Origin of the sequence: Gordonia aquimaris (genome assembly GCF_026262595.1) — a bacterium.
In the GTDB taxonomy this organism is placed as follows: Bacteria; Actinomycetota; Actinomycetes; order Mycobacteriales; family Mycobacteriaceae; genus Gordonia; species Gordonia tangerina.
Genome location: NZ_JAPKFM010000029.1, coordinates 49,018 through 71,227 on the forward strand (window position 1 = coordinate 49,018; position 22,210 = coordinate 71,227).

Here is a 22,210-nt window from a genome sequence, read left to right on the forward strand (position 1 = left end):
GGGTGACACGGAGTGGGTACCGAGTGGACGCACCTAGCGGTCGACTGGCGCCGGGATTGCGGCTGCGCACCGCACGGCCGGCGCTGCCTCCTGCCTACGTACATCGGCACCGGATCGACCAGACGCTCAGTGCCTGTGGCCCCGGCGATATCGCGGTCGTCGAGGCCGGTGCCGGTTACGGAAAGTCACTCGCCGTCGCATCGTGGTTGCAGCACCGCGTGGCCGACGGTCCGGTCGCGTGGCTCGCGGTCGGTGAGCCCCACGGCATGCGTGCCCTGTGGAGCGACATCCTCGGGTCGCTCACTGCGGGCGGTGCGTCAACCGGGTCGGGTGCGTTGCTCGACATCGCGCCCGGGCCGGCGTTCGCCGAGCCCGAGGTGGACATGATCGTCGACGGACTCGCGTCGTCGCCCACCCCGGTGACCCTGGTGCTCGACGATGTGCACCGAATCGATGCGCCCGACGTCATGGACTCGATCCGGCACCTGGTCGCGCGGCAACCCGAGCGGCTGCGGCTGGTACTGATCACGCGCGCGGCCGCGGACCTGCGGTTGCAGCGAGTACGGCTCGAGGGGCGGCTGATCGAGGTCGGCATGCGCGATCTGCAATTCACCCGAGACGACGTCGTCGATCTCGGCCGGATGGTGGGCAGCGAGTTCGACGCCACCGAGGTGGATACGCTCCTCGAACGGACTCAGGGATGGGCGACCGGTTTGCGTCTGGCGGTGCTCAGCGCCCGCGACGACCTCGGACACGTCACGTCGGATCGGCTCACCGGCCGCAATGATCTCGTGGCCGCCTACCTGCTGGAAGAGGTCCTCGAGGATCTCGCGCCGACCGACCGTCGATTCCTGCTGGCCACGTCTGTCGGGGAGAGCATCACACCGTCGTTGGCGCGGGCACTGACCGGGCGCGCGGACAGCCGTCGAGTCCTCGACGATCTGGTCGCGCGCAACGTGCTGACCGTCCGACTGGCCGATCGGCCGGACTGGTACGCCTATCATCCGCTTTTCCGGGAATTGCTCATCGATCGGCTGGGCGCCGAGAATCCCGACGCGCCTGCCGATCTGCATCGCCGCGCGGCGAACTGGTGTGTTCGCAACGACGACCCGATCGCGGCGATCGACCACTTCGCCCGCGCTGGGGCCTGGCACGAGGTGACCACTGTGCTCGGCGATGTCGCCGGGCCGCTGGTGTTGTCGCCGCAGGCATCTGAGCTCGCCGGTGCGCTCGAGTCGGCGGCCCGCGAGGCGGCCCGACGTCCGACTGCCGACACGCTCCTGGCCGCCGCGGTCCTCTGCTATCACCGCGGCGACTTCGGCGAGATGTCGCGCAATGCCGAGGACGCCGCCGAACTCCTGGACGCCGAGCCCGCCCGAGCGACGCCGGGGTCACGGATTCTGATCGCGCTGACCCGGATGGTGACAGCGCGCAGTTCTCGTCTGCCCGAGCTGATCGATCGCTGCGACGAGGTCCTGGACCTGGTGGCGTCGGCGTCCCGGGTCGAGATCCCGGCGGCCCGGGCATACACACTCATGGCGCGTAACAACCGGGGGATCGGTCTGTTCCATCGAGGTGAGGTCGACGCGGCCGCAACGGAACTCGTCGGGAGTGCGGCGACGGCCGAGGATCTCGGGTTGGGCCTCACCGCGCTGGCTGCCGAGACCTACCTGGCCCTGATCGACGTGACGCGGGGAGAACTGGGGGTCGTCGCCGATCGCATCGCGGCGATGACCGCGTTGGTCGAGCGGCGAGGGTGGACACGGCAGCCGCAGGCGGTGGCGCTGTACGCGGCGCAGGCCCTGCTGGATCTCGAACGGCATGATCTCGACGCAGCCGATCGGGCGGTGTCGATGGCGCGGCGTGCCGTGGGGCCGGGCACCGATACCGCGGCGTTGCTGATCGGTGAGGCCGTCGCGGTGGGTGTCGCGGTGACACGGGCCGACGTGTACGCGGCGCGCGCACAATGCCGTCGCCTGGAAATCGCGCGGCGATCGACCTCCGGGCTGCCCCTGTTGGTGCGCAGCTGGTACGACGCGGCGATCGCGGAGACCCGAATCCTGATGGGGGAGGCCGAATCCGTGATCACGTCGCTGACGCGGCCGGACGCGTCAGCGACCTACGAAGGGGCGCTGACCCGCGTCGTATTGGCGAAGGCGCAGCTGGCTGCGGGCCGCCCGGCAGTGGCGATCGACGTGCTGGGCACCGCCGACGGATTCGCGCCGCATCGGCTGCAGGCGGTCGAGGCGGAGATCCTGACAGCTGTGGCGTGGGCGCGACTTCACCGAGACGTGGCTGCCCTGCAGCACCTGACGGCGGCAGTACGGCTGGCCGCGCCGGTGCGTCAGATCCGGCCGTTCGTGGCCGGTGGTGCGCCGGTGGCGGCGTTGCTCACCCGATTGGAGCACGTGACCGCCGAGGATACGGAGTTCGTCCGCGACCTGCTCGGCGTCTGCGGGCGAGTCGGCACACCGGACTCGACAGTCGTTGTGCCGCCGGTGGAGTCGTTGACCGACCGAGAGCTGATGGTGTTGCAGTACCTTCCGACGATGTACAAGGCGGCCGAGATCGCGGCGGACCTGTTCGTCTCCGTGAACACGGTGAAAACCCATCAGCAGTCGATCTATCGCAAGCTCGGGGTGTCCTCACGCCGAGACGCGGTCGATCGGGCGCGGGAGCGACATCTGATCTGAGCGGCCAGGCCACGTCTCAGCCGTTGTCGTCGTCACCACGCAGGGTTGCGGCGATCGCCTGCGTCGGAATTCGTCCTTGTGCCACCAGCTTCGCCCCGGACTCGCGGGCTGCGGCGCTGAAGGATGCCGCCGTCAGGTATTCCCACACGATGACCGCCGCACACCGGCCGGGCGCGATCGCGCCGGCCAGGTTCTCCACATCCTCAACGGCGAGTATCTCCACAAGTGAGACGTCCAGACCACGCAGTCCTGCGTCGGCCAACTCTTCGAACTCGGTGACCGTGACATGGCCGGTGCTGTCCCGCCCGACGATGAGCAGTTCGAGGATTCGCAGCGTGCGATCCGCGACCGATCGCGCGATGTGATCGATCATCTTGTTGGTCAGAGTCGTTGTTCCGTGCGGGAGTTCGACGACCAGATAATCGATCGGACCCAGGTCGTGTGAATCGGTTCCGGGCGGGGTGGTCATACGCTCCTCCTCGCCGGCGACGGGCGGCCCTCGGTGCGATGGGCTCACCGAGATGACCTGGTCTCGATTGTGTTCGACGATCCGCGCGCGCGTCGTCATCCGGAACGGGTGATTGCCTGCAGAGCGCGCCCGAGCACGAGAATGGGCCGGAACTCCTCGGCGGGGATCGCCCGCTTCACATGGGTTCCGGCCCAGTCTCTGCCACGATGCGCGCGGAGGTCGTCCGGGCATCGCGAGTCATCGTGCGGCGTCGGGGACGCACGCGGGGTGATCTGTCCGGACTGCGCCGGCCAGATCGTGTCGGCGGATCAGGGAGCCCAGGTCCGCGGCGCGGTCTCGGTGTCGGCGCCGCGGTCGGGACCGGCCACCCGGTAGGCGCGGTTGACCGCCGACACCACCGCGCGCAGGCTCGCCGTGGTGATCGACGATGCGACGCCGACACCCCACACGGTCTCGCCGTTGACCTCGGTCTCCACGTAGGCGGCCGCGCTTGCATCGCCGCCGGAGGTCAGCGCGTGCTCGCTGTAGTCGAGCACCCGAACCTCGTAACCGACGGTGGACAGTGCGTCGACGAAGGCTGCGAGCGGGCCGTTGCCGCTGCCGCTGATCTCCCGCTCGACGCCGTCGACCTTGACCACGGCAGTGATGTAGTCCTCGCCGCCATCGACCTCGGCGGCATCGACCTTCTGGCGCATCCGCTCCAGCGGGCGGATCGGGTTCAGGTATTCCTCGGCGAAGACGTCCCACATCTCCTTCGGGTTGACCTCACCGCCCTCGCCGTCGGTGATCTTCTGGATCTCCTTGCTGAACTCGATCTGCAGCCGGCGCGGCAGGTTCATGCCGTGGTCGGCCTTCATGATGTAGGCGACACCGCCCTTGCCGGACTGGCTGTTGACGCGGATGACCGCCTCGTAGGTGCGGCCGACGTCCTTCGGGTCGATGGGCAGATACGGCACCTGCCACAGGATGTCGTCCATATCCTGGTCGGCGTCGTCGGCGTCGTACTTCATCTGGTCGAGGCCCTTGTTGATCGCATCCTGGTGACTGCCGGAGAAGGCGGTGTACACCAGGTCGCCGCCGTAGGGGTGGCGTTCGGGCACGTTGAGTTGGTTGCAGTACTCGACGGTGCGCCGGATCTCGTCGATGTCGGAGAAGGTGATCTGCGGATCGACGCCCCGGCTGAACAGGTTCATGCCCAGGGTGACCAGGCAGACGTTGCCGGTGCGCTCACCGTTGCCGAACAGGCAGCCCTCGATGCGGTCGGCGCCGGCCTGGTAGCCGAGTTCGGCTGCGGCGACGGCGGTTCCGCGGTCGTTGTGCGGGTGCAGACTCAGGATGATCGAGTCGCGGCGCGCCAGGTTGCGGTGCATCCACTCGATGGAGTCGGCGTACACGTTCGGGGTGGCCATCTCGACGGTCGCCGGCAGGTTGAGGATCATCGGGTTCTCCGGCGTGGGGGCGATGATCTCGGTGACGGCGTCACACACCTCCTTGGCATAGCTCAGCTCGGTGCCCGTGTAGGACTCCGGCGAGTACTCGTAACGCCATTGGGTGTCGGGGTACTTCTGCTGCTCCTCGAGAACCTTGTGGGCGGCGTCGGTGGCGATCTTGGTGATCGCGTCCTTGTCGGCGCGGAACACCACTCGGCGCTGCAGCACCGAGGTGGAGTTGTAGAAGTGCACGATGGCCTTGTTGGCGCCGCGGCACGCGTCGAAGGTCCGCTCGATCAGTTCCGGTCGGCACTGGGTCAGCACCTGAATGGTCACGTCGTCGGGGATGGCGCCGTCCTCGATGATCTCGCGGACGAAGTCGTAGTCGGTCTGGCTCGCCGACGGGAAGCCGACCTCGATCTCCTTGTAGCCCATGCGGACCAGCAACTCGAACATCCGACGCTTGCGGGCCGGGCTCATCGGGTCGATCAGGGCCTGGTTGCCGTCGCGCAGGTCGACCGCACACCACAGCGGGGCGGTGGTGATGGTCTGGTCGGGCCAGGTGCGGTCGGGTACCGACACGTTCTCGACCTCGTCGGCGAACTGGCGGTAGCGGTGTACCGGCATCGCCGAACTGCGCTGGGTGTTCCAGACCGGCTGGTCTGCGGGAATCGGTCCGGCGGGCTCGACGATGCGGCTCGTGCCGGAGGTGAAGCTATCTGCTGCTGCCATGATGGGTCATTCTCCGTGAATCAGATCGGGGGAGGAAGACCGGCGCGTGAAAGGGCCCCGCGACGGAGGGCCGGTCGAATCAGACCCCGCCGCGGCAACCGAGAAGGAGTGCACGCTGCATGTGCTGGACTGTACTCCCCGCCACGGTCGCGGATCAAATGCCCTCTGGCCAAGGTCGGTCATTTGCCGAATACGGGCTGCCCCAGGTGTCGGCGAAGGCCACTTCATCCAGGGGCAGGCGCGTGCGTGGACGTGCGTCGCGTTCGCGGATGTCGGGCGCCACGGCCTCGGGGTCGGCGATCTGGCCGATACCGAGCAGCACGAGCGGACGTCTCTCGTCGGGAATGGCGAACCTGGCCCGGGCCGCGTCGGAATCGAATCCGGCCATCGGGTGGCCGTTGAAACCGGTTGCTTGCGCCTGCAGGATCATCTGCGACACAGCCAAACCCACGTCGACGGCAGCATAGGTGCGTGCCTTCTCATCGTCGGGTTCGGCGGCCGTGCACACCAGCACCAGGGCCGCCGACGCGGGCGCCCACCCCGCGTTGCCGCGGGTGAGGATCTCGGTGAGCCCGGTGAACGTGGCGTCGCCGCGCACGCCGACCATGAACCGCACCGGCTGCACGCGTCCCCACGTGGGTGCCCAGCGTCCGGCCTCGAGGATCGAGGTGAGGTCGTCGGCGGAGATGGTGGCGTCGGGGTCGTAGCCGCGCGCGCTGCGCCGACCGGCGATGAGTTCGTGCACGCCGCCAGGTTACGGGCGCACGGCGTCCACGTCGGCGACCTCGGTGTCGTGCGCTGCGGTGCGTGACGTCGGGTCGTCGGTCCGCGACGCGGTGCGGGTGCGCATGACCACGGTCAGGACCACTGCGAGCACCCCGAGCGCGATCACACTCGCCAGTGACGCCGCGTGCATCCCATCGACAAAGGCAACGCGGGCGGCGTCGGCGAGTTCGGTTCCGCCGGTGCCCATCTCGGTGGCCCGGTGCAGCGTGTCGCCGAGGGTGTCGCCGAAGCTCCAGCCGTCGGAGCGTTCCCGGAACACCAACGTCGCCAGCGATCCGAGCAGGGCAAGTCCCATCGCGGTGCCGAGTTCGAAACTCGTCTCGGAGATGCCGGACGCGGCACCGGAGCGTTCCACCGGCACCGACCCCACGACGACATCGGACACCAGACTGAACACGATGCCGTACCCGATGCCGGCGATCGACGTGAACAGCAGATACACCCACAGGGGGCTGGACAGCGACAATGCCACCAGTCCGAGGTTGCCGAGCGCGGCGAACAGCACCGCCCCGACGAAGGCGGTACGCAGGCCGAACGCCGCAACCACCCGGGACGCGCCGATGGAGAACACGGCCACGGCGACTGCCATCGGCAGACCGGCCAGCGCCGCGGTCAGGACGTCGAAACCGCGGACCGACTGCAGGTACACACCGGTCAGATACGACATCCCGCCCAGCGCCATCATGCCGACCAGTGCCACCGAGACGGCCGCACTGAACTGCGGGTTGCGAAACAGGGCGAGGTCCAGCAGGGGGGCGGGCGCGCGGCGCTGATGGGCCAGGAAGGCGACCAACATCGTCACGCCGAACAGTCCGATCGCGACCACTCCGCCGTCGGTGCCCTCGGCGGCCATCGTTTTGACCGCGTACACCAGCGGCAGGATGCCCAGCAACGACAGGACCACGCCCACCACGTCGAAGCGGGCCACCACCGGCGCCCGGTATTCCGGGACGAGACGCGGGGCGGCGACGAACAGCACCGCCAGCACCGGCACGTTGATCAGGAAGACCACACCCCACCAGAAGTGATGCAGCAACACGCCGCCGACCACCGGTCCGATCGCGCTGCCGCCGGCAAAGGCGGCGGTCCACACGCCGATCGCCTTCGCACGGTCGCGGGCGTCGGGGAACATGTTCGCGATCAGCGACAGGCTCGACGGCATCAGGGTGGCACCGCCGACACCCATCAACGCCCGCGCCGCGATCAGTACCGCCGCGTTCGGCGCGAACGCGGCGACCACCGAGGCCACGCCGAACATGCCCGCGCCGATCAGCAGCACACGCCGCCGACCGATGCGATCGCCGACGTTGCCCATGGTGATGAGCAGGCCCGCGATCAGGAAGCCGTAGATGTCGAGGATCCACAGCTGCTGCGCGGCGGTCGGCGCCAGGGCGTCGGTGATGGCGGGGATCGCGAGGTAGAGGACGGAGAAGTCCATCGACACCAACAGGACCGGGAGGGTGAGCACCGCCAGGCCCCACCACATACGTCGATCGGTGCCGGACGGGTTCCGGTGCCGATCGGACGAGGGGGTGAGGACGGACATGACAACGCTCCTTGGATCTGCTGGGACGGCGACGACGACCCGGTCGCGTACGCCGTACGCAATGACGGTACGCCATGTGGGTACGCTGTACGCAAATCATTTATTCCCGCAGATGATGACGCCTGCGTGGGTGATGCGGAAAGGAGCGGTCGGTGGCATCAGCGGACAAGGGGGCCGCGAGCCTGAAACTGACGCTGGAGGCGATCGTGGACGCCGCGATCGCGGTGGCCGATCGCGACGGGATCGGGGCGTTGTCGATGCGGCGGATCGCCGATGACCTGGGTGTCGGGGCGATGTCGCTGTACCGCCACGTCGACGACAAGGATGCGTTGCTGCAGGAGATGTCGGAGGAGATCGGTCGCCGGTTTCCCTATCCGGTTGCCGACCCCGGGCCGTGGGGCTGGCGCGACCGCGTCCGGGTGGTGGTCGACATCGACTGGGAGTTGTACCGGCGCCACCCCTGGGTGGTGCTCGCCTACTCCTCGCCGCGGCACAGTTTCGGCGACGAATCGCTGCGCTGCCTGGACTGGTTCGCCGCGGGTTTCCTCGACCTCGGTGTCGACCTCGTCGAGGCCACCGGCATGGCGCTGACGGTATGGAGTCACGTGCACGGCGTCGCGCTGGTGGCGGTGAGCGACGACCTGTTGCGGGCGGAGAAACCGTCCGAGGGGCCCGACGGTCTGGCCGATCTCATCGCCGGGCAGCCAAAGGCGCTGGCTCCGCACCTGTCCTCGCTGGGCGCCAACCCGGTGTCGGCGCGGTTGGTCGATCCCCGAGCCCGCCTCGAGGACGGCATCGCCTACCTGTGTGCCGGGTTCGCCGCCCGCGGCGAGGGCTGAGACGCGCCGGCGAAGCCAATACTTCCGAAAAATGCGCCCCAGAAATGCGCCCACCACAGCGGCGCCATCGGCATAGTGTCAACCGCGCAGCTGGCGAGGGCGCTTTGCTGGGGTGCATTTCGGGTAGCGTCGGGCGCGGGGTGTTGTCTCTCAAAGACCGGCTGGGGTGGTCTCCTACATCGCGTGCGGGTACACCGTCAGCATGTGTGCGCCGAACCACGCGCTGCCGAGGACGATCGGCACCATCGCCGCAACGGCCACCCCCGCCCGCCACCGCGCCATGATCACCGCGAGGGGTATTAGCAGCACAAAGGCCGGCAGCAGCAGTCGGCCGCGGCTCATCATCAGTCCGCTCGACAAGACGATCGACGCGACCACCAACACCCCGTAGAGCAGCACCGGCCACGGCATTCGCGACCACACCGCCAGCACCAGCATCCCGAGCGTGCTGACGATGATCCAGGAGGTCGCGACCGGAGCCACCTCACCGGAATGCACGAGGGTGTCGTTGACGAAGTCGAAGGTCGAGCGTCCCCAGTCGAACCGGGTGCCCCAGCCCTCGGTCTGGATGCGGAACCAGCCCGTCGGCGAACCCGTTCGCCACCACACCACCGCGAGGTAACCGAGATAGCCGAGGGGGCTGATCGCGACCGCCGCCCAGGCCCGCCAGCCATCCCGGCGAGACAGCACGGCCGCCAGCATCACCACCCCGACCACCACCACCGCGGTCGGCCGCGTCGCGCCGGCCAACAGCGCGCATGTGCCGGCCAGCAACCAACGGTGTTCGAGGACCCCGATCAACGCCCACACCGCGAGCGCGCAGAACAGCGCCTCGGTGTATGCCATGTTCAGCACCACCGACATCGGCGTGGCCGCGAACAACGCCACCAGGAGCAGTCCCGTACGCCGGGGATTCGCCGGGCCGATCGGCGAGCGATCGGCCATCAGACGGGCGCACCAGCGGCCCAATCGTGCCGCGCCGACTGCGGCCACACATCCCAACACGACGTTCACGGTGATCGCGGCGCCGTAGGGGGTGATCAACGGCAGTTTCGCCACCGCCCCGACCAGCAAGGGATATCCGGGGAAGAACGCGTAGGCGGTGTCCGGGGTGTGCAGACCGCGGGCGTCGGTCTGGGTGAACGGGACGTCGCGGTAGCCGTACTCGGCGATCGCGACCATCCACTGCCCGTCCCACAGCCAGAGGGAGTCGCCCAGGGTCGTGTCGCGGAGTTGGGCGAATCGCGCCAACACGGCGATCCCGACCGCCCGGATGGCCAGGAACACGAGGATCGGTTCGATCCAACTGCGGACCGCCGGACGAGCGAAGAACTCCCATACGCTGCGGCCACCGGACGTGGGTGCGGTGGGGGAGGCTGAGTTGCGCCGCGGCACGCGCCCACCGCGTGCGGAGGCACCGACGTCGGTTCCGGTGGCCACCTCAGCGATGGTAGGACGACCCGCGACGTGTCGACCACCACACTCGCCGGGCCATCGCCGGGCGATCACAGTCCATCCGAGGGAATCGACCGGCAGACGCCGCCGACCGTGCCCGGATATGTGTCTGGGATCACGTGGCCGAGGGTGGTGGATTCGGGCAGAAAGGTCGCCGCCGGTAAGGTGATGGCCGCTAAGGTTCGCCCCGCTGCTCAACGTCGAGCGTTTCCGAACTGGGGCGATGCACCATCCGACAACCCCCGAAAGGTGGTCGACGTGGCACTCGTTGTGCAGAAGTACGGCGGTTCCTCGGTTGCAACGGCCGAGCGGATCCGCCGTGTCGCCGAGCGCATCGTCGAGACCAAGAAGCAGGGCAACGACGTCGTAGTGGTGGTCTCCGCAATGGGTGACACCACCGATGAACTCCTCGATCTGGCACAGCAGGTCAACCCGACTCCGCCGCCGCGCGAGATGGACATGCTGCTCACCTCCGGTGAACGCATCTCCAACGCGCTGGTCGCCATGGCGATCAGCTCGCTGGGCGCGCAGGCGCAGTCGTTCACCGGTTCGCAGGCCGGTGTCATCACCACCAGCAGCCACGGCAAGGCGAAGATCATCGACGTCACGCCGGGCCGCGTCCGTAGCGCCCTCGACGAGGGCAAGATCGTGCTGGTCGCCGGTTTCCAGGGTGTCGCCCAGGACACCAAGGACATCACCACGCTCGGTCGCGGTGGCTCCGACACCACGGCGGTCGCGCTGGCTGCGGCGCTCAAGGCTGATGTCTGCGAGATCTACACCGATGTCGACGGCGTGTACTCCGCCGACCCGCGCATCGTGCCCGATGCCAAGCGTCTCGAAACCGTCTCCTTCGAGGAGATGCTCGAACTGGCCGCCTGTGGCGCCAAGGTGCTGATGCTGCGCTGCGTGGAGTATGCGCGCCGCTACAACACCCCTGTTCATGTGCGCTCGTCGTACTCGACAAAACCCGGCACACTCGTCGCCGGTTCGATGGAGGACATTCCCGTGGAAGAAGCCATTCTCACCGGCGTCGCCCATGACCGCAGCGAAGCCAAGATCACTGTGGTCGGCCTCGATGACAAGCCCGGCTACGCGGCCAGGGTCTTCCGCGCGGTCGCCGACGCCGAGATCAACATCGACATGGTGTTGCAGAACGTGTCCAAGGTGGACACCGGCAAGACCGACATCACCTTCACCCTGCCGCGCGAGCTCGGCCCGCTCGGCGTGGAGAAGCTGACCAAGCTCAAGGACGAGATCGGTTTCACCGATCTGCTCTACGACGATCACATCGGCAAGGTGTCGCTCGTGGGCGCCGGCATGAAGAGCCATCCCGGCGTCACCGCCACCTTTTGCGAGTCGCTGAGCAACGCCGGCATCAACATCGAGCTCATCTCCACCTCGGAGATCCGCATCTCGGTGCTGTGCCGCGACACCGAACTCGACGACGCCGTGCGCGCGCTGCATGCGGCGTTCGATCTCGGTGGCGATGAGGAAGCCGTCGTCTACGGGGGAACGGGGCGATAGAAATGGTGAGTATCGGAGTTGTGGGCGCGACCGGCCAGGTCGGTGGCGTCATGCGTACCCTGCTGGCCGAGCGCAAGTTCCCGGCCGACGAGGTTCGGTTCTTCGCGTCGTCGCGGTCGGCGGGCAAAAAGCTACCGTGGGGCGACGGCGAGATCGTCGTCGAGGACGCGGCCACCGCGGACCCCGCAGGCCTCGACATCGCGTTGTTCTCTGCCGGCGGCACCATGTCCAAGGAGCAGGCGCCGCGGTTCGCCGCAGCCGGTGCGACAGTCATCGACAACTCTTCGGCCTGGCGCAAGGACCCCGACGTCCCGCTGGTGGTGTCCGAGGTCAACGGCGAGCTGGCGAAGAACCCGCCCAAGGGCATCATCGCCAACCCGAACTGCACCACCATGGCCGCGATGCCGGTGCTCAAGCCGCTGCACGACGCGGCCGGTCTGCAGCGCCTCATCGTCTCGAGCTATCAGGCGGTGTCCGGTAGTGGGCTGGCCGGTGTCGAGGAACTCGCATCGCAGACCCGCGCCGTGGTCGGCGACGCCGAGAAGCTGGTCTACGACGGCAGCTCCGTCGACTTCCCGGCACCCGACAAGTACGTCGCGCCCATCGCGTTCAACGTGCTCGCGATGGCCGGCTCGCTGGTCGACGACGGTTCCGGCGAAACCGACGAAGATCAGAAGCTGCGCAATGAATCCCGCAAGATCCTCGGGTTGCCGGAGCTGTTGGTGAGCGGCACATGCGTGCGGGTCCCGGTGTTCACCGGTCACTCGCTGTCGATCAACGCCGAGTTCGCAAACCCGTTGTCGGTGCAGGAGGCGCAGGAGATCCTCGGCGCCGCAGCCGGAGTCGAACTCTCCGACGTGCCGACCCCGCTGGCGGCGGCGGGCAAGGACAACTCGCTGGTCGGCCGAATCCGGCAGGACCCGGGTGTGCCGGACGGCCGCGGTCTCGCGCTGTTCGTCAGCGGCGACAACCTGCGAAAGGGCGCTGCACTCAACACGATTCAGATCGCCGAGTTGCTCGTCTAGACTTCGACGCCACGTTAACGCCCGCCACGACACAGGTTGTCGTGGCGGGCGTTTCGTCTTGGTGACCGGCCGCCCAGATGGGCGTCGCAGACAAGGGGGACGGGGGGTCGCCGAAGGATTTGTACGGACGCATACCGGTAATACCGGGTTATACTCTAGGCATGAAGACCGCCATCTCGATCCCCGACGACACCTTCGAACGAGCAACGCGCCGAGCCCGAGAGCTCGGCCTGAGTCGCTCGGAGTTGTTCGCTCGCGCCGTGGGCAGCTATCTCGATACCCTCGACGCCACCTCCATCACCCACCAGATCAACACCGCACTCGACGAACAACCGGCCACTACCTCTGATTCCTCCGCCGAGGAGGCCGTTGCCATGGGTCGCAACGTCCTCGCCGCGTCCGACTGGTGATCGAACGCGGCGGCATCTACTGGGCCGATCTCGGTGCACCATCGGGCTCACGCCCGGCCAAACGCCGTCCCGTCGTGGTCATCTCCGACGACAGCTACAACGCCAGCCGCATAGCCACCGTCATCGCAGCGGTCATTACCTCCAACACCAACCTGGCAACCATGCCCGGCAACGTGTTCCTGCCCGCAGCCGCCACTGGACTACCCAAAGACTCCGTCGTCAACGTCACCGCCCTGATCACCCTGAACAAAGCCGACCTCACCGATCATGCCGGCAGCATTCCTCTTGCCCTGCTCAACGACGTAGACCGCGGACTACGCACATCCCTTCACCTATAACCCGGCGGTCGATCCCCGTCGGTCACGGCCGCCGCGGCTTCGACGATGATGGCGCGCATCGCGTTCTCCGCCGCCACCGGGTTGCCCAGGCGGATGGCTCGCGCGACATCATCGTGCAACGCAATGGCTTCCGGATTCGGCCTGTCCGGCATCATGCCGTGATGGGTGCGTCCGGCGAGGACCTCGTAGACCACCTCGGCGAGGGCGCGGAACATCTCATTGCCACTCGCTTCCAGTAGGGCACGGTGAAAGATCTTGTCGGCCAGTAGGTAAGCGTCCAGGTCGCCGCTGCGTCCGTGGACGACCATGTCCGACACCGCCGCCGCGAGGATGCGGCACTGATGTTCGTCGGCCCGCTCGGCGGCCAAGGCCGCGGCCACCGGCTCAAAGCCGCGACGTAGCTCCGACAGGGTGAGCAGAAAATCGGCACGGTTGTCGCCGTCGAGGCGCCACCGGATCAAGCGGGGGTCGAACACGCTCCACTTGGTCTGCGGTTGGATCGTGATACCGACCCGGCGCCGTGAGCTCACCAAGCCCATCGATTCCAGGACCCGGATCACCTCACGCGCCACGGTGCGCGACACCTCGTACTGCGTGCAGATGCCGTCGAGGGTGAGGACGCTGCCTGGTGGCTGCTCACCCGCGACGATGCGTCGTCCGATCGACGTGAGGACCTGGTCGTGCCGTTTGCCGATGCCGGAAGTGTCCTGACTCACCCATTCATCTTGTCATTACTCCACGCATCGACCGAATATGAGTACTTGTGAGCGCTCGTACTTGCAAAAGTATGACTATTGAGGCAATCTCTGTGACCAGAAGCACAACAGGTAGGAGTTCTGATGCGGTCACCAGTGGTCGTGATGGGGGTGTCGGGGTCGGGGAAGTCGACCGTAGGTGCGGCGTTGGCCCAGCGGGTGCGGGCGCCGTTCGCCGATGCCGACGACTTTCATCCGCCGGAGAACATCGCGAAGATGTCGGCCGGTCGCGCCCTCGACGACGCTGATCGTCGTCCCTGGCTGGAATCCATCGGACAGTGGCTGGCGCAGCACGCCGACGGCGGCGTGGTGAGCTGTTCGGCGCTCAAACACTCCTACCGTGACCAGCTGCGCGCACATGCGCCGTCGGTCTTCTTCGTTCATCTCGATGGTCCCATCGAGGTCATCACCCGCCGGCAGGCCTCGCGCCCCGGACATTTCATGCCCGCGACACTGCTGCAGTCGCAGTTCGACACTCTCGAGCCGCTCGGCCCCGACGAGGCCGGCGGTGTGGTCGACGTCGACCAGAGCGTGGACGCGATCGTCGAACAGTCCGTCGCCCTTCTTCAGGAGAACGACCAGTCATGACGACCCTACAAACGGCGGTACTGGCCGCCGACGCCGAACTCCCCGAACCCATTGCCCCCGGGTGGCAGCTGATCGTTGCGGCGCTGGCCGGCATCGCGGTGATCGTCGTGGCGATCACGATCGCCAAGGTGCATCCGTTCCTCGCTCTGATCGGCGGTGCCGCGACCGTCGGAATTGTTGCCGGCGAATCGATCCCGACGTTGCTCGAGTCCTTCACCGATGGGTTCGGCAGTACCGCGGCCGGTGTGGGTATCCTCATCGCCCTCGGTGCGATGTTCGCCAAACTCCTGGCCGACTCCGGTGGTGCCGACGAGATCGTGGACACCATCGTCGGGCACGCCTCGCCACGGATGTTGCCCTGGGCGATGGCGCTCGTCGGCGCGATCATCGGCCTGCCGATGTTCTTCGAGATCGGCCTCGTCCTGCTGATGCCGGTGATCTACCTGGTCGCCCGGCGCTCGGGGTTGGGTCTGATCACCATCGGTATCCCAGCGCTCGCAGGTCTGTCGGCGATGCACGGATTCGTGCCGCCGCACCCTGGTCCGCTGGTCGCGATCGACGCACTCGGCGCCGACCTCGGTACCACCCTGGCGCTCGGTGTGCTGGTGGCTGTCCCGACCATCATCGTGGCCGGGCCGCTGTTCGGCACCTTTGCCGGTCGCTGGGTGACGGTACCGATCCCCGATACCTTCGCCGCCGATCCCGCCGACGGGCCCACCACCCGCCGCCCGAGCTTCGCGATCACCATGTTCAGCGTCCTGTTGCCGGTGGTGCTGATGTTGGGCAAGGCCCTAGCCGAGATCTTCGTCGACGACGAGAACCAGATCGTGCGCCAGGTGCTCGACGTCCTCGGCACGCCCGTCATCGCGTTGCTGATCGCCGTGGTGGTCGCCATGTTCACCCTCGGCCGCGGGTCGGGGATGAATCGGGACACGATCTCCAAATGCACCGGTGCAGCCCTCCCCGCGATCGCCGGCATCCTGCTCATCGTGGCCGCTGGCGGTGGCTTCAAGCAGGTCCTCGTCGACACCGGTATCGGCACCCTGCTGGCCGACTGGGCCACGGACGTCAACGTCTCGGTGCTGCTGCTCGCCTGGACGCTGGCCGCGCTCATCCGCCTGGCCACGGGATCGGCCACGGTCGCGACCATCACCGCGTCGTCGTTGATGCTCGGGCTGGTCGACGGGTTGAGTTCGGGGGAGACCTCGCTGGTCGTGCTGGCGATCGGCGCCGGCTCAGTGTTCCTGTCGCACGTCAACGACGCCGGGTTCTGGCTGGTCAAGGAGTACTTCGGGATGAGCGTCGGCCAGACCTTCAAGACCTGGTCGATGATGGAGACCGTGCTGTCGGTGGCCGGTCTGATCGTCGTACTCCTGCTCGGCTTGGTGATCTGACCGCGCGTGCCCAGCCGACGAGAAACAGGGCCCAGTCGACGCGAACAGGGCCCAGTGAACGGGGAACGGCGCGCAGTAGACGGGGAGGGTGGGGGTCGGAGGATGCGTTGACGAGGGTGCGGTGATCGCGAGAAAGATGACCCCGATCACCCCGATAAGTTACTGTGCGGTAGCTTACTGGGAATGAAACAAAGGTGGGGGAGTATCTCAATGAGGCGATTGCACACTACCTGGGCACCACGGCGGCTCATCGCGCTGGTGGTCACCGGTCTGGTCGTCGGTTCCGGCCTGGCGGTGGGAGCGCCGGCCGCGACGGCCGCCGGCGACTTCTATACACCGCCCGCGCAGTTCGACACCGATCCCGGCGCCGTCATCCGTAGCGAGCCCAGTCCGCTGCTGCTGCAGATCCCGGGCGTGCCGAACCAGTGGCCGGGCACGGCCACCCGGGTGATGTACACCTCGAGCTATCAGGACGGGAAACCCGCCGCGGTGACCGGCACGCTGGTGGAGCCCACCGCGCCCTGGCAGCGCGGCGGCAAGCGGCCGACGGTCGTCCTCGGACCCGGCACCGTGGGACAAGGCGACCAGTGCGCCGGCTCCAAGATGATGAACTTCCCCCTCGCCATCGATCCGGCGAAGCCGAGCATCGCGGTCAACTACACCGCGCTCGAGTTGAACCTGTTGCTGATCAACGGTGTCCGCGTGTTCATCACCGACTACATCGGCATGGGCACCCCGGGCGTGCACACCTACGTGAACCGGCGAGAATCCGGTGCCGCCATGCTCGACGGCGCGCGGGCGGCGCTCCGGCTGGCCAAGGCGGGCGACGATGCACCGGTGGGCTTCTCCGGGTACTCGCAGGGCGGCGGTGCCGCCGCCTCGGCCGCCGAAATGGCGCAGACCTATGCGCCCGAACTCAACGTCAAGGCGACTTATGCCGGTGCGCCGCCGGCCGATCTCGCCAAGGTGACCCAGCAGATCGATGGCACGTTCATCGCCGGCGCCATCGGCTACGCGATAAACGGTCTCGCGGCGCGGTATCCGTCGCTGCAGCCGGTACTCGACCGGGAGACCACCGCGACCGGACGTCGGGTGCTCTCCCAGGTGGCCACGCAGTGCATCGGCGACACCGGGCTCGCGTTCGGGTTCCAACGCACCAACCAGTGGACGCGTACCGGGGAGTCGCTTTCGGCGGTCATAGACCGGAGCCCGGCAGCCAAGAAGGCGGTCGACGAACAGCGCATAGGGCGCCTGACGCCCAATGCCCCGGTCCTGCTCGAGGGCGGCATCAGCGATGACGTCATCCCGTACGGCCAGGTCCAGCAGCTCTACCGGGATTGGCGCGCGCAGGGCGCCGACGTCGCGCTGGTGACCAACGAGATCCCGCCGATATTCCCGGGCCTGGTGGTCAACCATGCGTTGCCGATGCTGACGACATTGCTGCCGGGAACACAGTTCCTGCTCACGCATTTCGACAGCTGACGCCGACAACTCGTCGTAGGACACTTGATTCGGCTCGACTCGCCCAAGACGCTTCCGGGCGCATCGGGAATGTGATGTGCTGTCGCCCGTGTGGGGGACTGAGATGAGGTCGGTGGGTAGGGTGCGGACGTCGAGGTGGACCGCGATCATCGCGCTGATCGCGGCAACGATGGTGGTGACCACACCCTCGGCCGGCGCGGCACCCGCGGTCTCGCCGCAGCCGCCCGCCGGGGTCGGTCCCGTCGGCACCTCGCTGATGCACGGCGATCTGTGGTCGAAGGATTCGACGCCTTTCCGCGGCCCCGGACGCTCCGCCCGCGTTGCCGGTTCCTCTGTGCCCGGAGGCGCCTGCGCGGCGACGTTCATCGGCAGCGACGGTATGCCCGTGTCGTTGTGTACGCAGTTCGTGGGCACTGCGCCACCGGAATTCGCCGTACCGACGGTCACTCTGTTCGATCCACAGACCGCCGCGCCGGTGGCACGGCTGCAACTGGCCAAGGGTGGACTGCTGGGCGGTGTCTACGGCTACCTCGACAGCCGTGACCGCGTTGTCGTCGCCGACGGATCGGGTGCGATTCTCCGGGTCGCACATCGCCAGACCCCCAATGGCTGGCAGGTCTACGTCGACGACCGCGTGGACGTCTCCGGCCACATCCCCGACGGCGACGCGATCACCGGTCTGGCGCCGGACTTCGACAACCGGATCTGGTTCGCGACCACCCACGGGGTGGTGGGCACTGTCGACGACACCCGAGTCCGCTCGATGCACCTGCGGCCCGGAGAAGACCTGGGCAACGGGTTGTCGGTGCGGGAATCGGGGGTCTCGGTGCTCTCCACGCACGCGCTCTACGAGATGCGCGCCGGCGCCGACGGCGTCCCCCGTGTGGTGTGGCGCCGAGGTTACGACCGTGGTGTGGCGAGGCGTCCCGGTCAGCTGACCTGGGGGTCGGGGACCACCCCCACCTACTTCGGCCCCGGCGGGGACAGCTGGGTAGCGATCGTCGACAACGCCGCGCGGCCGGAGCTGATCGTCTACGACAGTGATTCCGGAGCCACGGTCTGCCGAATGCCCGCTTTTGGTGGTTCGGGGCAGGGCACCGAGAACTCGATTCTGGCTTGGGGCGACTCGCTGGTGATCCCGAGCACCTACGGCTACCAGTACCCTCCGATGGCGGTCACCGGACCGAGCGTGCCGACGAATGCCCCGTTCGTGGGTGGGTCCACCCGGATCGACGTGTCGCCGAGCGGGTGCCGCCGGGTCTGGGAGAACCGCGACCGGATCGCGACCCTGCCGCGACTGACCCGCGGAGACGGCCTGATCAACTCGCTCGGTTACGGCCCGTACGTGCCCGGATCGGTGCAGCAGCTGGGCCCGGTCTATTACGTGGCAACCGATTTCGCGACCGGACAACGAGTGCGCACGCTCCGGGTGGGGGATGGCCCGATCGACGAACCGCTCGAACTCACCGGCACCATCGCCCCTGACGGCACGATGTGGCAGGCAACCGTCGGGCGCATGCTGAAGATCTCGCGGTGAGGCGGGATGGCCGTGGGACAATCGCGTCATGACCGACCCTGACGACCCGGATCGGATTCCGACCCAGGCCGAACTCGACGCCGAGGACATGGCTGCCATCGAGCACAGGTCGCGCGACCGTGACGAAGCGAATCTGTACCCGCCGCGGCCCGGCGATCCCGGACCGGCGCCGGCGGCGTTGAGTCTGCACGCGCGAGTCGCGTGGTGGGGTTCGGCGATCGCCGGGCTGATCAGCGTCGTCTACGGATTCCTCAACCTCGGGATGATCAGCGACCTGCTGCGGGCACGCCTGCTCGAAGGGGTGGTCAACGACCCACGCAATGCCAGCCCGGAGGATCAAGTCGACTCGCTGGCCGGCTTCTTCCCGCCGTTCATGCTCGCCACGATCGTGGTGTTCCTGGTGATCGAGTACGCGCTGCTGGTGGCCTCGGTCACCCATCACAGCCGCAACTGCCGCAACTTCTTCCTCGCCGCGGTGGTGATCAACCTGATGTGCATCCCCATCGGCATCGACCTGCTCTTCGACTACCCGGAGGTATGGTCGGCGATGCCGGTCATCGCGTGGCTGCAATTCGCACTGCTCATCGTCGCCAGTGTGTTCACCTTGCGGCGCAACGTCAATCAGTGGCTGCCCGACTCGACCCGGATGCGTCCGACGAAGATGTTCCGGGCGCGATAGCGCACCCGCAACAGACTCAACTCTCCAACGCGAGCAGCTCTTTGGTGAACTCGGCCTCGTCGATGAGAGTGCTGTGTCCATCGGCTACCACCACCTGGCCGTCGACCATCACGGTGTCGACAATCCTCGGTGAGCCGGTGGTGAGCACAGATGAACCGGGGTCGCGGACCGGCAGCGTCGCGTAGTCGCGGTCGAACCGGAACAGTGTCAGGTCTGCCGGGGCGCCGACGGTGACCCCACCGCTCACCGCGGGGAGGCCGAGTGCGCTGTTCGCACCACCGCAGGCGATGTCGAGCATGGCGCCGAAACCGAGCAGGTCCGCGCGTCGGTGTAGCGCCCGCTGCAGGTAGGCGGCGATCCGGAAGCTCTCCAGCATGTCCTGGGTGTCGTTGCTGGCCGCCCCGTCGACGCCCAGGCCCACCCGGATGCCGCGTTCGATCATGGCCGGAACCGGTGCGATCCCACTGCCCAGACGCATATTCGACAGCGGATTGTGGGACACGGCCACCCCACGTTCGGCGAGGATCTGTTGTCCGAGGTCGTCGAGTTCGACACAGTGCACGGCCAGCACCCGGTCCCACAGGAACCCGTTGCCGTCGAGATACTCCACCGCACCGACGCCGGCGTGTTCGAGGCACATCCGGTCGTCGGTGGGGGTTTCGAGCAGATGGATGGACACCGGGAGCTCGTGACGTTGGGCGAACTCACGTAGCGCGGCCATCCCGGTCTCGGTCACCGACCGCGGGTTCGGCACCGCCAGCGCCATCGAGATCGGCGTATCGGCAACCTGCGTGCGCAGATGATCCACATGCGAGAGTACTTCGTCGAGTGGTTGCATCAGCCGTGGCTCGAATCCCCACTTGCGGGTGGCATCCGGACGGTCGGCCACACCGCGGCCCAGCACCGCACGAATCCCGGTGTCGGCCAACGCCTGGATCACCGCACCGTGCACTTCGCTCGAGGGGTGTGGCCACATGTGCTCGACGACGGTCGTGGTACCCGACCGCAACGCCTCGAGACATGCCGACACCGCGGCCAGATAGGCGCGTCGCGGGGTGATGGCCACCGACTCCTCGCCGAGGGCGAGTAGCCACTCGAGCAGTGGTGTGCACTCGGCGATGCCGCGCATCAGTGACTGCTGCAGGTGAGTGTGGGTGTTGACGAACCCGGGGATCAGGTGGCCGTTGCCATCACCGGGATGTGGGGTTGCGGTGATCGCCGTGACCACACCGTCCTCGACCAGGACGTCCTGATGGCTGTGCCAGGCGCCGCCGGTGTAGACAGTGACGTCGCGGAACACGGGTGTGGGAGCTGCCGGTGCGGCGGGTGTTGCCGGTGTGGTCACGACGTCCCCTACTTGCCGTAGTTGGCCGCGACGCGCTGCGCGATGTAGTCGGCGGCCGTGATCGGCGGGTACGTGCCCGCGGCGCTCTCGATCACCACGTCGGTGTTGGCCTGCGCGAAGTAGGCGATCGTGTAGCGCGGCCCGGTGTACTCGCCGCGGCGCGGGGCCCGCACGCGGTGGAAGTTCGACGGCAGACGGTCGTCGGACCAGCGCATCAGCATGTCACCGATGTTGCAGGTGATCGCGTCGTCGGAGGGTTCGACCGGTGTCCAGGCCTGACCGTCGGCCTCGGCGCCGGGCAACACCTGCAGACCCCCTTGACCGGTGCGCTGGAAGAGCAGCGTCAGGGCGTCGAAATCGGTGTGGGCACCGGCACGCCACGCGGAGTCCGCGTCGAGCAGTTCGGCGGGAAATGCGTAGTAGTGCAGCAGACGCAGCGTGCTCTGGTAGGTGCGGGAGGCGGGATCGTGTGCCCGGGTGAAGAATTCCCGGTCCAGGCCGAGCTTGTCGGCGAAACAGCTCAGCAGGTCCATCGCCAGACGCCAGCATTTGCGCTCGAATTCCTCGATGGTGGCGCGGAACCCGGCCAGTTCGTGCTCACCGGGCCAGAGGCCGTCCATCCGCGGGCGGGTGACCTGGAAGGACTCCTTCTGGTCGGGCGTGCCGACCGACGGCCGAACCTGACTCATGTATTCCCAGCCCGCGTTCTGGCCTTTGCGCAGCGGATACTGTTCTTTCACCGCGGTGGGCAGATCAAAGAATCGCGCCGACATGTCGAAGGCGCGGTTGACCTCGGCCATGTCGATGCCGTGATCTACGACCTGGAAGAAGCCGATGTCGGTTGCCGCCGCCCAGAGGTCGTCGGCGATCTGCCCGCGGCGCTGCGCGAAGTCGGCGAGGCTGATGCGTCGTACCTCGCGGTCGGTTGTCTCGGTGCCCAGTCCGCCCATCGCGCGTTCGCGGTGCAGCTCGGCCATCTCGTCGGCTCGGACGGAACGATGACGGGTGGCGGTGGTGATCTCGGACATGCGTTCTCTCTCGTGGTGATGAGGCCGCATGCGCTTTTCGACGCGGTACCTGAGAGATGAGGACACCGCGGACGCGAACAGCGGGACTCTGGCCCGCTGCTACATACGACCTCGTGGGTCCGAGCATAGGTGACACCTGCCGAGTCCGCGAGGCG

19 protein-coding genes are annotated in these 22,210 nt (G+C 67.5%); 11 read left to right on the forward strand and 8 right to left on the reverse strand.

Annotated features, from left to right (window positions below; translation table 11 throughout):
- Positions 1–23: 23 nt before the first annotated feature.
- A complete protein-coding gene (locus tag OSB52_RS25075) occupies positions 24–2,693 on the forward strand; it encodes a winged helix-turn-helix domain-containing protein (RefSeq protein WP_266063424.1) in 2,670 nt (889 codons plus the stop codon).
- Positions 2,694–2,709: 16 nt separating this feature from the next.
- Here the strand turns inward: OSB52_RS25075 and OSB52_RS21235 are convergent, their stop codons facing one another.
- From OSB52_RS21235 to OSB52_RS21250, 4 genes are all read right to left on the reverse strand, one after another.
- Complete coding sequence (locus tag OSB52_RS21235; protein WP_266063425.1) at positions 2,710–3,162, reverse strand: DUF6325 family protein; 453 nt, start codon at positions 3,160–3,162, stop codon at positions 2,710–2,712.
- Positions 3,163–3,470: 308 nt separating this feature from the next.
- Entirely contained in the window at positions 3,471–5,324 is a 1,854-nt protein-coding gene (gene leuA, locus OSB52_RS21240; protein ID WP_266063426.1) for a 2-isopropylmalate synthase, read from the reverse strand.
- Positions 5,325–5,478: 154 nt separating this feature from the next.
- Positions 5,479–6,069, reverse strand: a complete 591-nt coding sequence (locus OSB52_RS21245) for a nitroreductase family protein (RefSeq protein ID WP_266063427.1) — start codon at positions 6,067–6,069, stop codon at positions 5,479–5,481.
- A 9-nt stretch (positions 6,070–6,078) separates the two neighbouring features.
- Positions 6,079–7,656: an MFS transporter gene (locus tag OSB52_RS21250; protein WP_235721722.1), complete on the reverse strand. Its 1,578-nt coding sequence runs from the start codon at positions 7,654–7,656 to the stop codon at positions 6,079–6,081.
- Positions 7,657–7,808: 152 nt separating this feature from the next.
- On the opposite strand from OSB52_RS21250, the gene OSB52_RS21255 reads away from it, so the two are divergent.
- Positions 7,809–8,495, forward strand: coding sequence for a TetR/AcrR family transcriptional regulator (locus OSB52_RS21255; RefSeq protein WP_266063428.1), 687 nt, complete (start codon positions 7,809–7,811; stop codon positions 8,493–8,495).
- A 174-nt stretch (positions 8,496–8,669) separates the two neighbouring features.
- Here the strand turns inward: OSB52_RS21255 and OSB52_RS21260 are convergent, their stop codons facing one another.
- Positions 8,670–9,935, reverse strand: a complete 1,266-nt coding sequence (locus OSB52_RS21260; protein ID WP_372474938.1) for a putative hexosyltransferase — start codon at positions 9,933–9,935, stop codon at positions 8,670–8,672.
- Between the two features lie 273 nt (positions 9,936–10,208).
- Between OSB52_RS21260 and OSB52_RS21265 the strand changes: the two genes are divergently transcribed.
- The 4 genes from OSB52_RS21265 (at position 10,209) to OSB52_RS21280 (ending at position 13,247) form a co-directional block, all read left to right on the forward strand.
- A complete protein-coding gene (locus OSB52_RS21265) occupies positions 10,209–11,474 on the forward strand; it encodes an aspartate kinase (protein WP_235721724.1) in 1,266 nt (421 codons plus the stop codon).
- Between the two features lie 2 nt (positions 11,475–11,476).
- Positions 11,477–12,499, forward strand: coding sequence for an aspartate-semialdehyde dehydrogenase (locus OSB52_RS21270; RefSeq protein ID WP_266063429.1), 1,023 nt, complete (start codon positions 11,477–11,479; stop codon positions 12,497–12,499).
- Between the two features lie 161 nt (positions 12,500–12,660).
- Positions 12,661–12,909: a ribbon-helix-helix domain-containing protein gene (locus OSB52_RS21275; protein ID WP_266063430.1), complete on the forward strand. Its 249-nt coding sequence runs from the start codon at positions 12,661–12,663 to the stop codon at positions 12,907–12,909.
- The gene (locus OSB52_RS21280; protein WP_235721727.1) at positions 12,903–13,247 is read left to right on the forward strand and encodes a type II toxin-antitoxin system PemK/MazF family toxin; all 345 of its coding nucleotides are present in this window, start codon (positions 12,903–12,905) and stop codon (positions 13,245–13,247) included. The genes OSB52_RS21275 and OSB52_RS21280 overlap by 7 nt, the downstream gene beginning before the upstream one ends.
- Here the strand turns inward: OSB52_RS21280 and OSB52_RS21285 are convergent.
- On the reverse strand, positions 13,238–13,963 hold the full coding sequence (locus tag OSB52_RS21285; protein WP_235721728.1) for a FadR/GntR family transcriptional regulator: 726 nt from the start codon (positions 13,961–13,963) through the stop codon (positions 13,238–13,240). The genes OSB52_RS21280 and OSB52_RS21285 overlap by 10 nt on opposite strands.
- 123 nt (positions 13,964–14,086) lie before the next feature.
- On the opposite strand from OSB52_RS21285, the gene OSB52_RS21290 reads away from it, so the two are divergent.
- From OSB52_RS21290 to OSB52_RS21310, 5 genes are all read left to right on the forward strand, one after another.
- Positions 14,087–14,590 carry a gluconokinase gene (locus OSB52_RS21290; protein ID WP_235721729.1) on the forward strand — a complete coding sequence of 168 codons (504 nt, stop codon included), beginning with the start codon at positions 14,087–14,089 and terminating at the stop codon, positions 14,588–14,590.
- On the forward strand, positions 14,587–15,984 hold the full coding sequence (locus OSB52_RS21295) for a GntP family permease (protein ID WP_266063431.1): 1,398 nt from the start codon (positions 14,587–14,589) through the stop codon (positions 15,982–15,984). Before OSB52_RS21290 ends, OSB52_RS21295 begins: the two co-directional genes overlap by 4 nt.
- Before the next feature lie 210 nt (positions 15,985–16,194).
- A complete protein-coding gene (locus OSB52_RS21300) occupies positions 16,195–17,466 on the forward strand; it encodes a lipase family protein (protein ID WP_266063432.1) in 1,272 nt (423 codons plus the stop codon).
- A 169-nt stretch (positions 17,467–17,635) separates the two neighbouring features.
- The gene (locus OSB52_RS21305; protein WP_266063436.1) at positions 17,636–19,003 is read left to right on the forward strand and encodes a hypothetical protein; all 1,368 of its coding nucleotides are present in this window, start codon (positions 17,636–17,638) and stop codon (positions 19,001–19,003) included.
- Positions 19,004–19,031: 28 nt separating this feature from the next.
- Complete coding sequence (locus tag OSB52_RS21310) at positions 19,032–19,682, forward strand: hypothetical protein (RefSeq protein ID WP_235721732.1); 651 nt, start codon at positions 19,032–19,034, stop codon at positions 19,680–19,682.
- 16 nt (positions 19,683–19,698) lie between these two features.
- Here OSB52_RS21310 and OSB52_RS21315 read toward each other — a convergent pair whose 3' ends face one another.
- Positions 19,699–21,027 carry an amidohydrolase family protein gene (locus OSB52_RS21315; RefSeq protein WP_266063433.1) on the reverse strand — a complete coding sequence of 443 codons (1,329 nt, stop codon included), beginning with the start codon at positions 21,025–21,027 and terminating at the stop codon, positions 19,699–19,701.
- Positions 21,028–21,035: 8 nt separating this feature from the next.
- The gene (locus tag OSB52_RS21320; protein ID WP_266063434.1) at positions 21,036–22,055 is read right to left on the reverse strand and encodes an isopenicillin N synthase family dioxygenase; all 1,020 of its coding nucleotides are present in this window, start codon (positions 22,053–22,055) and stop codon (positions 21,036–21,038) included.
- Positions 22,056–22,210: the final 155 nt, after the last annotated feature.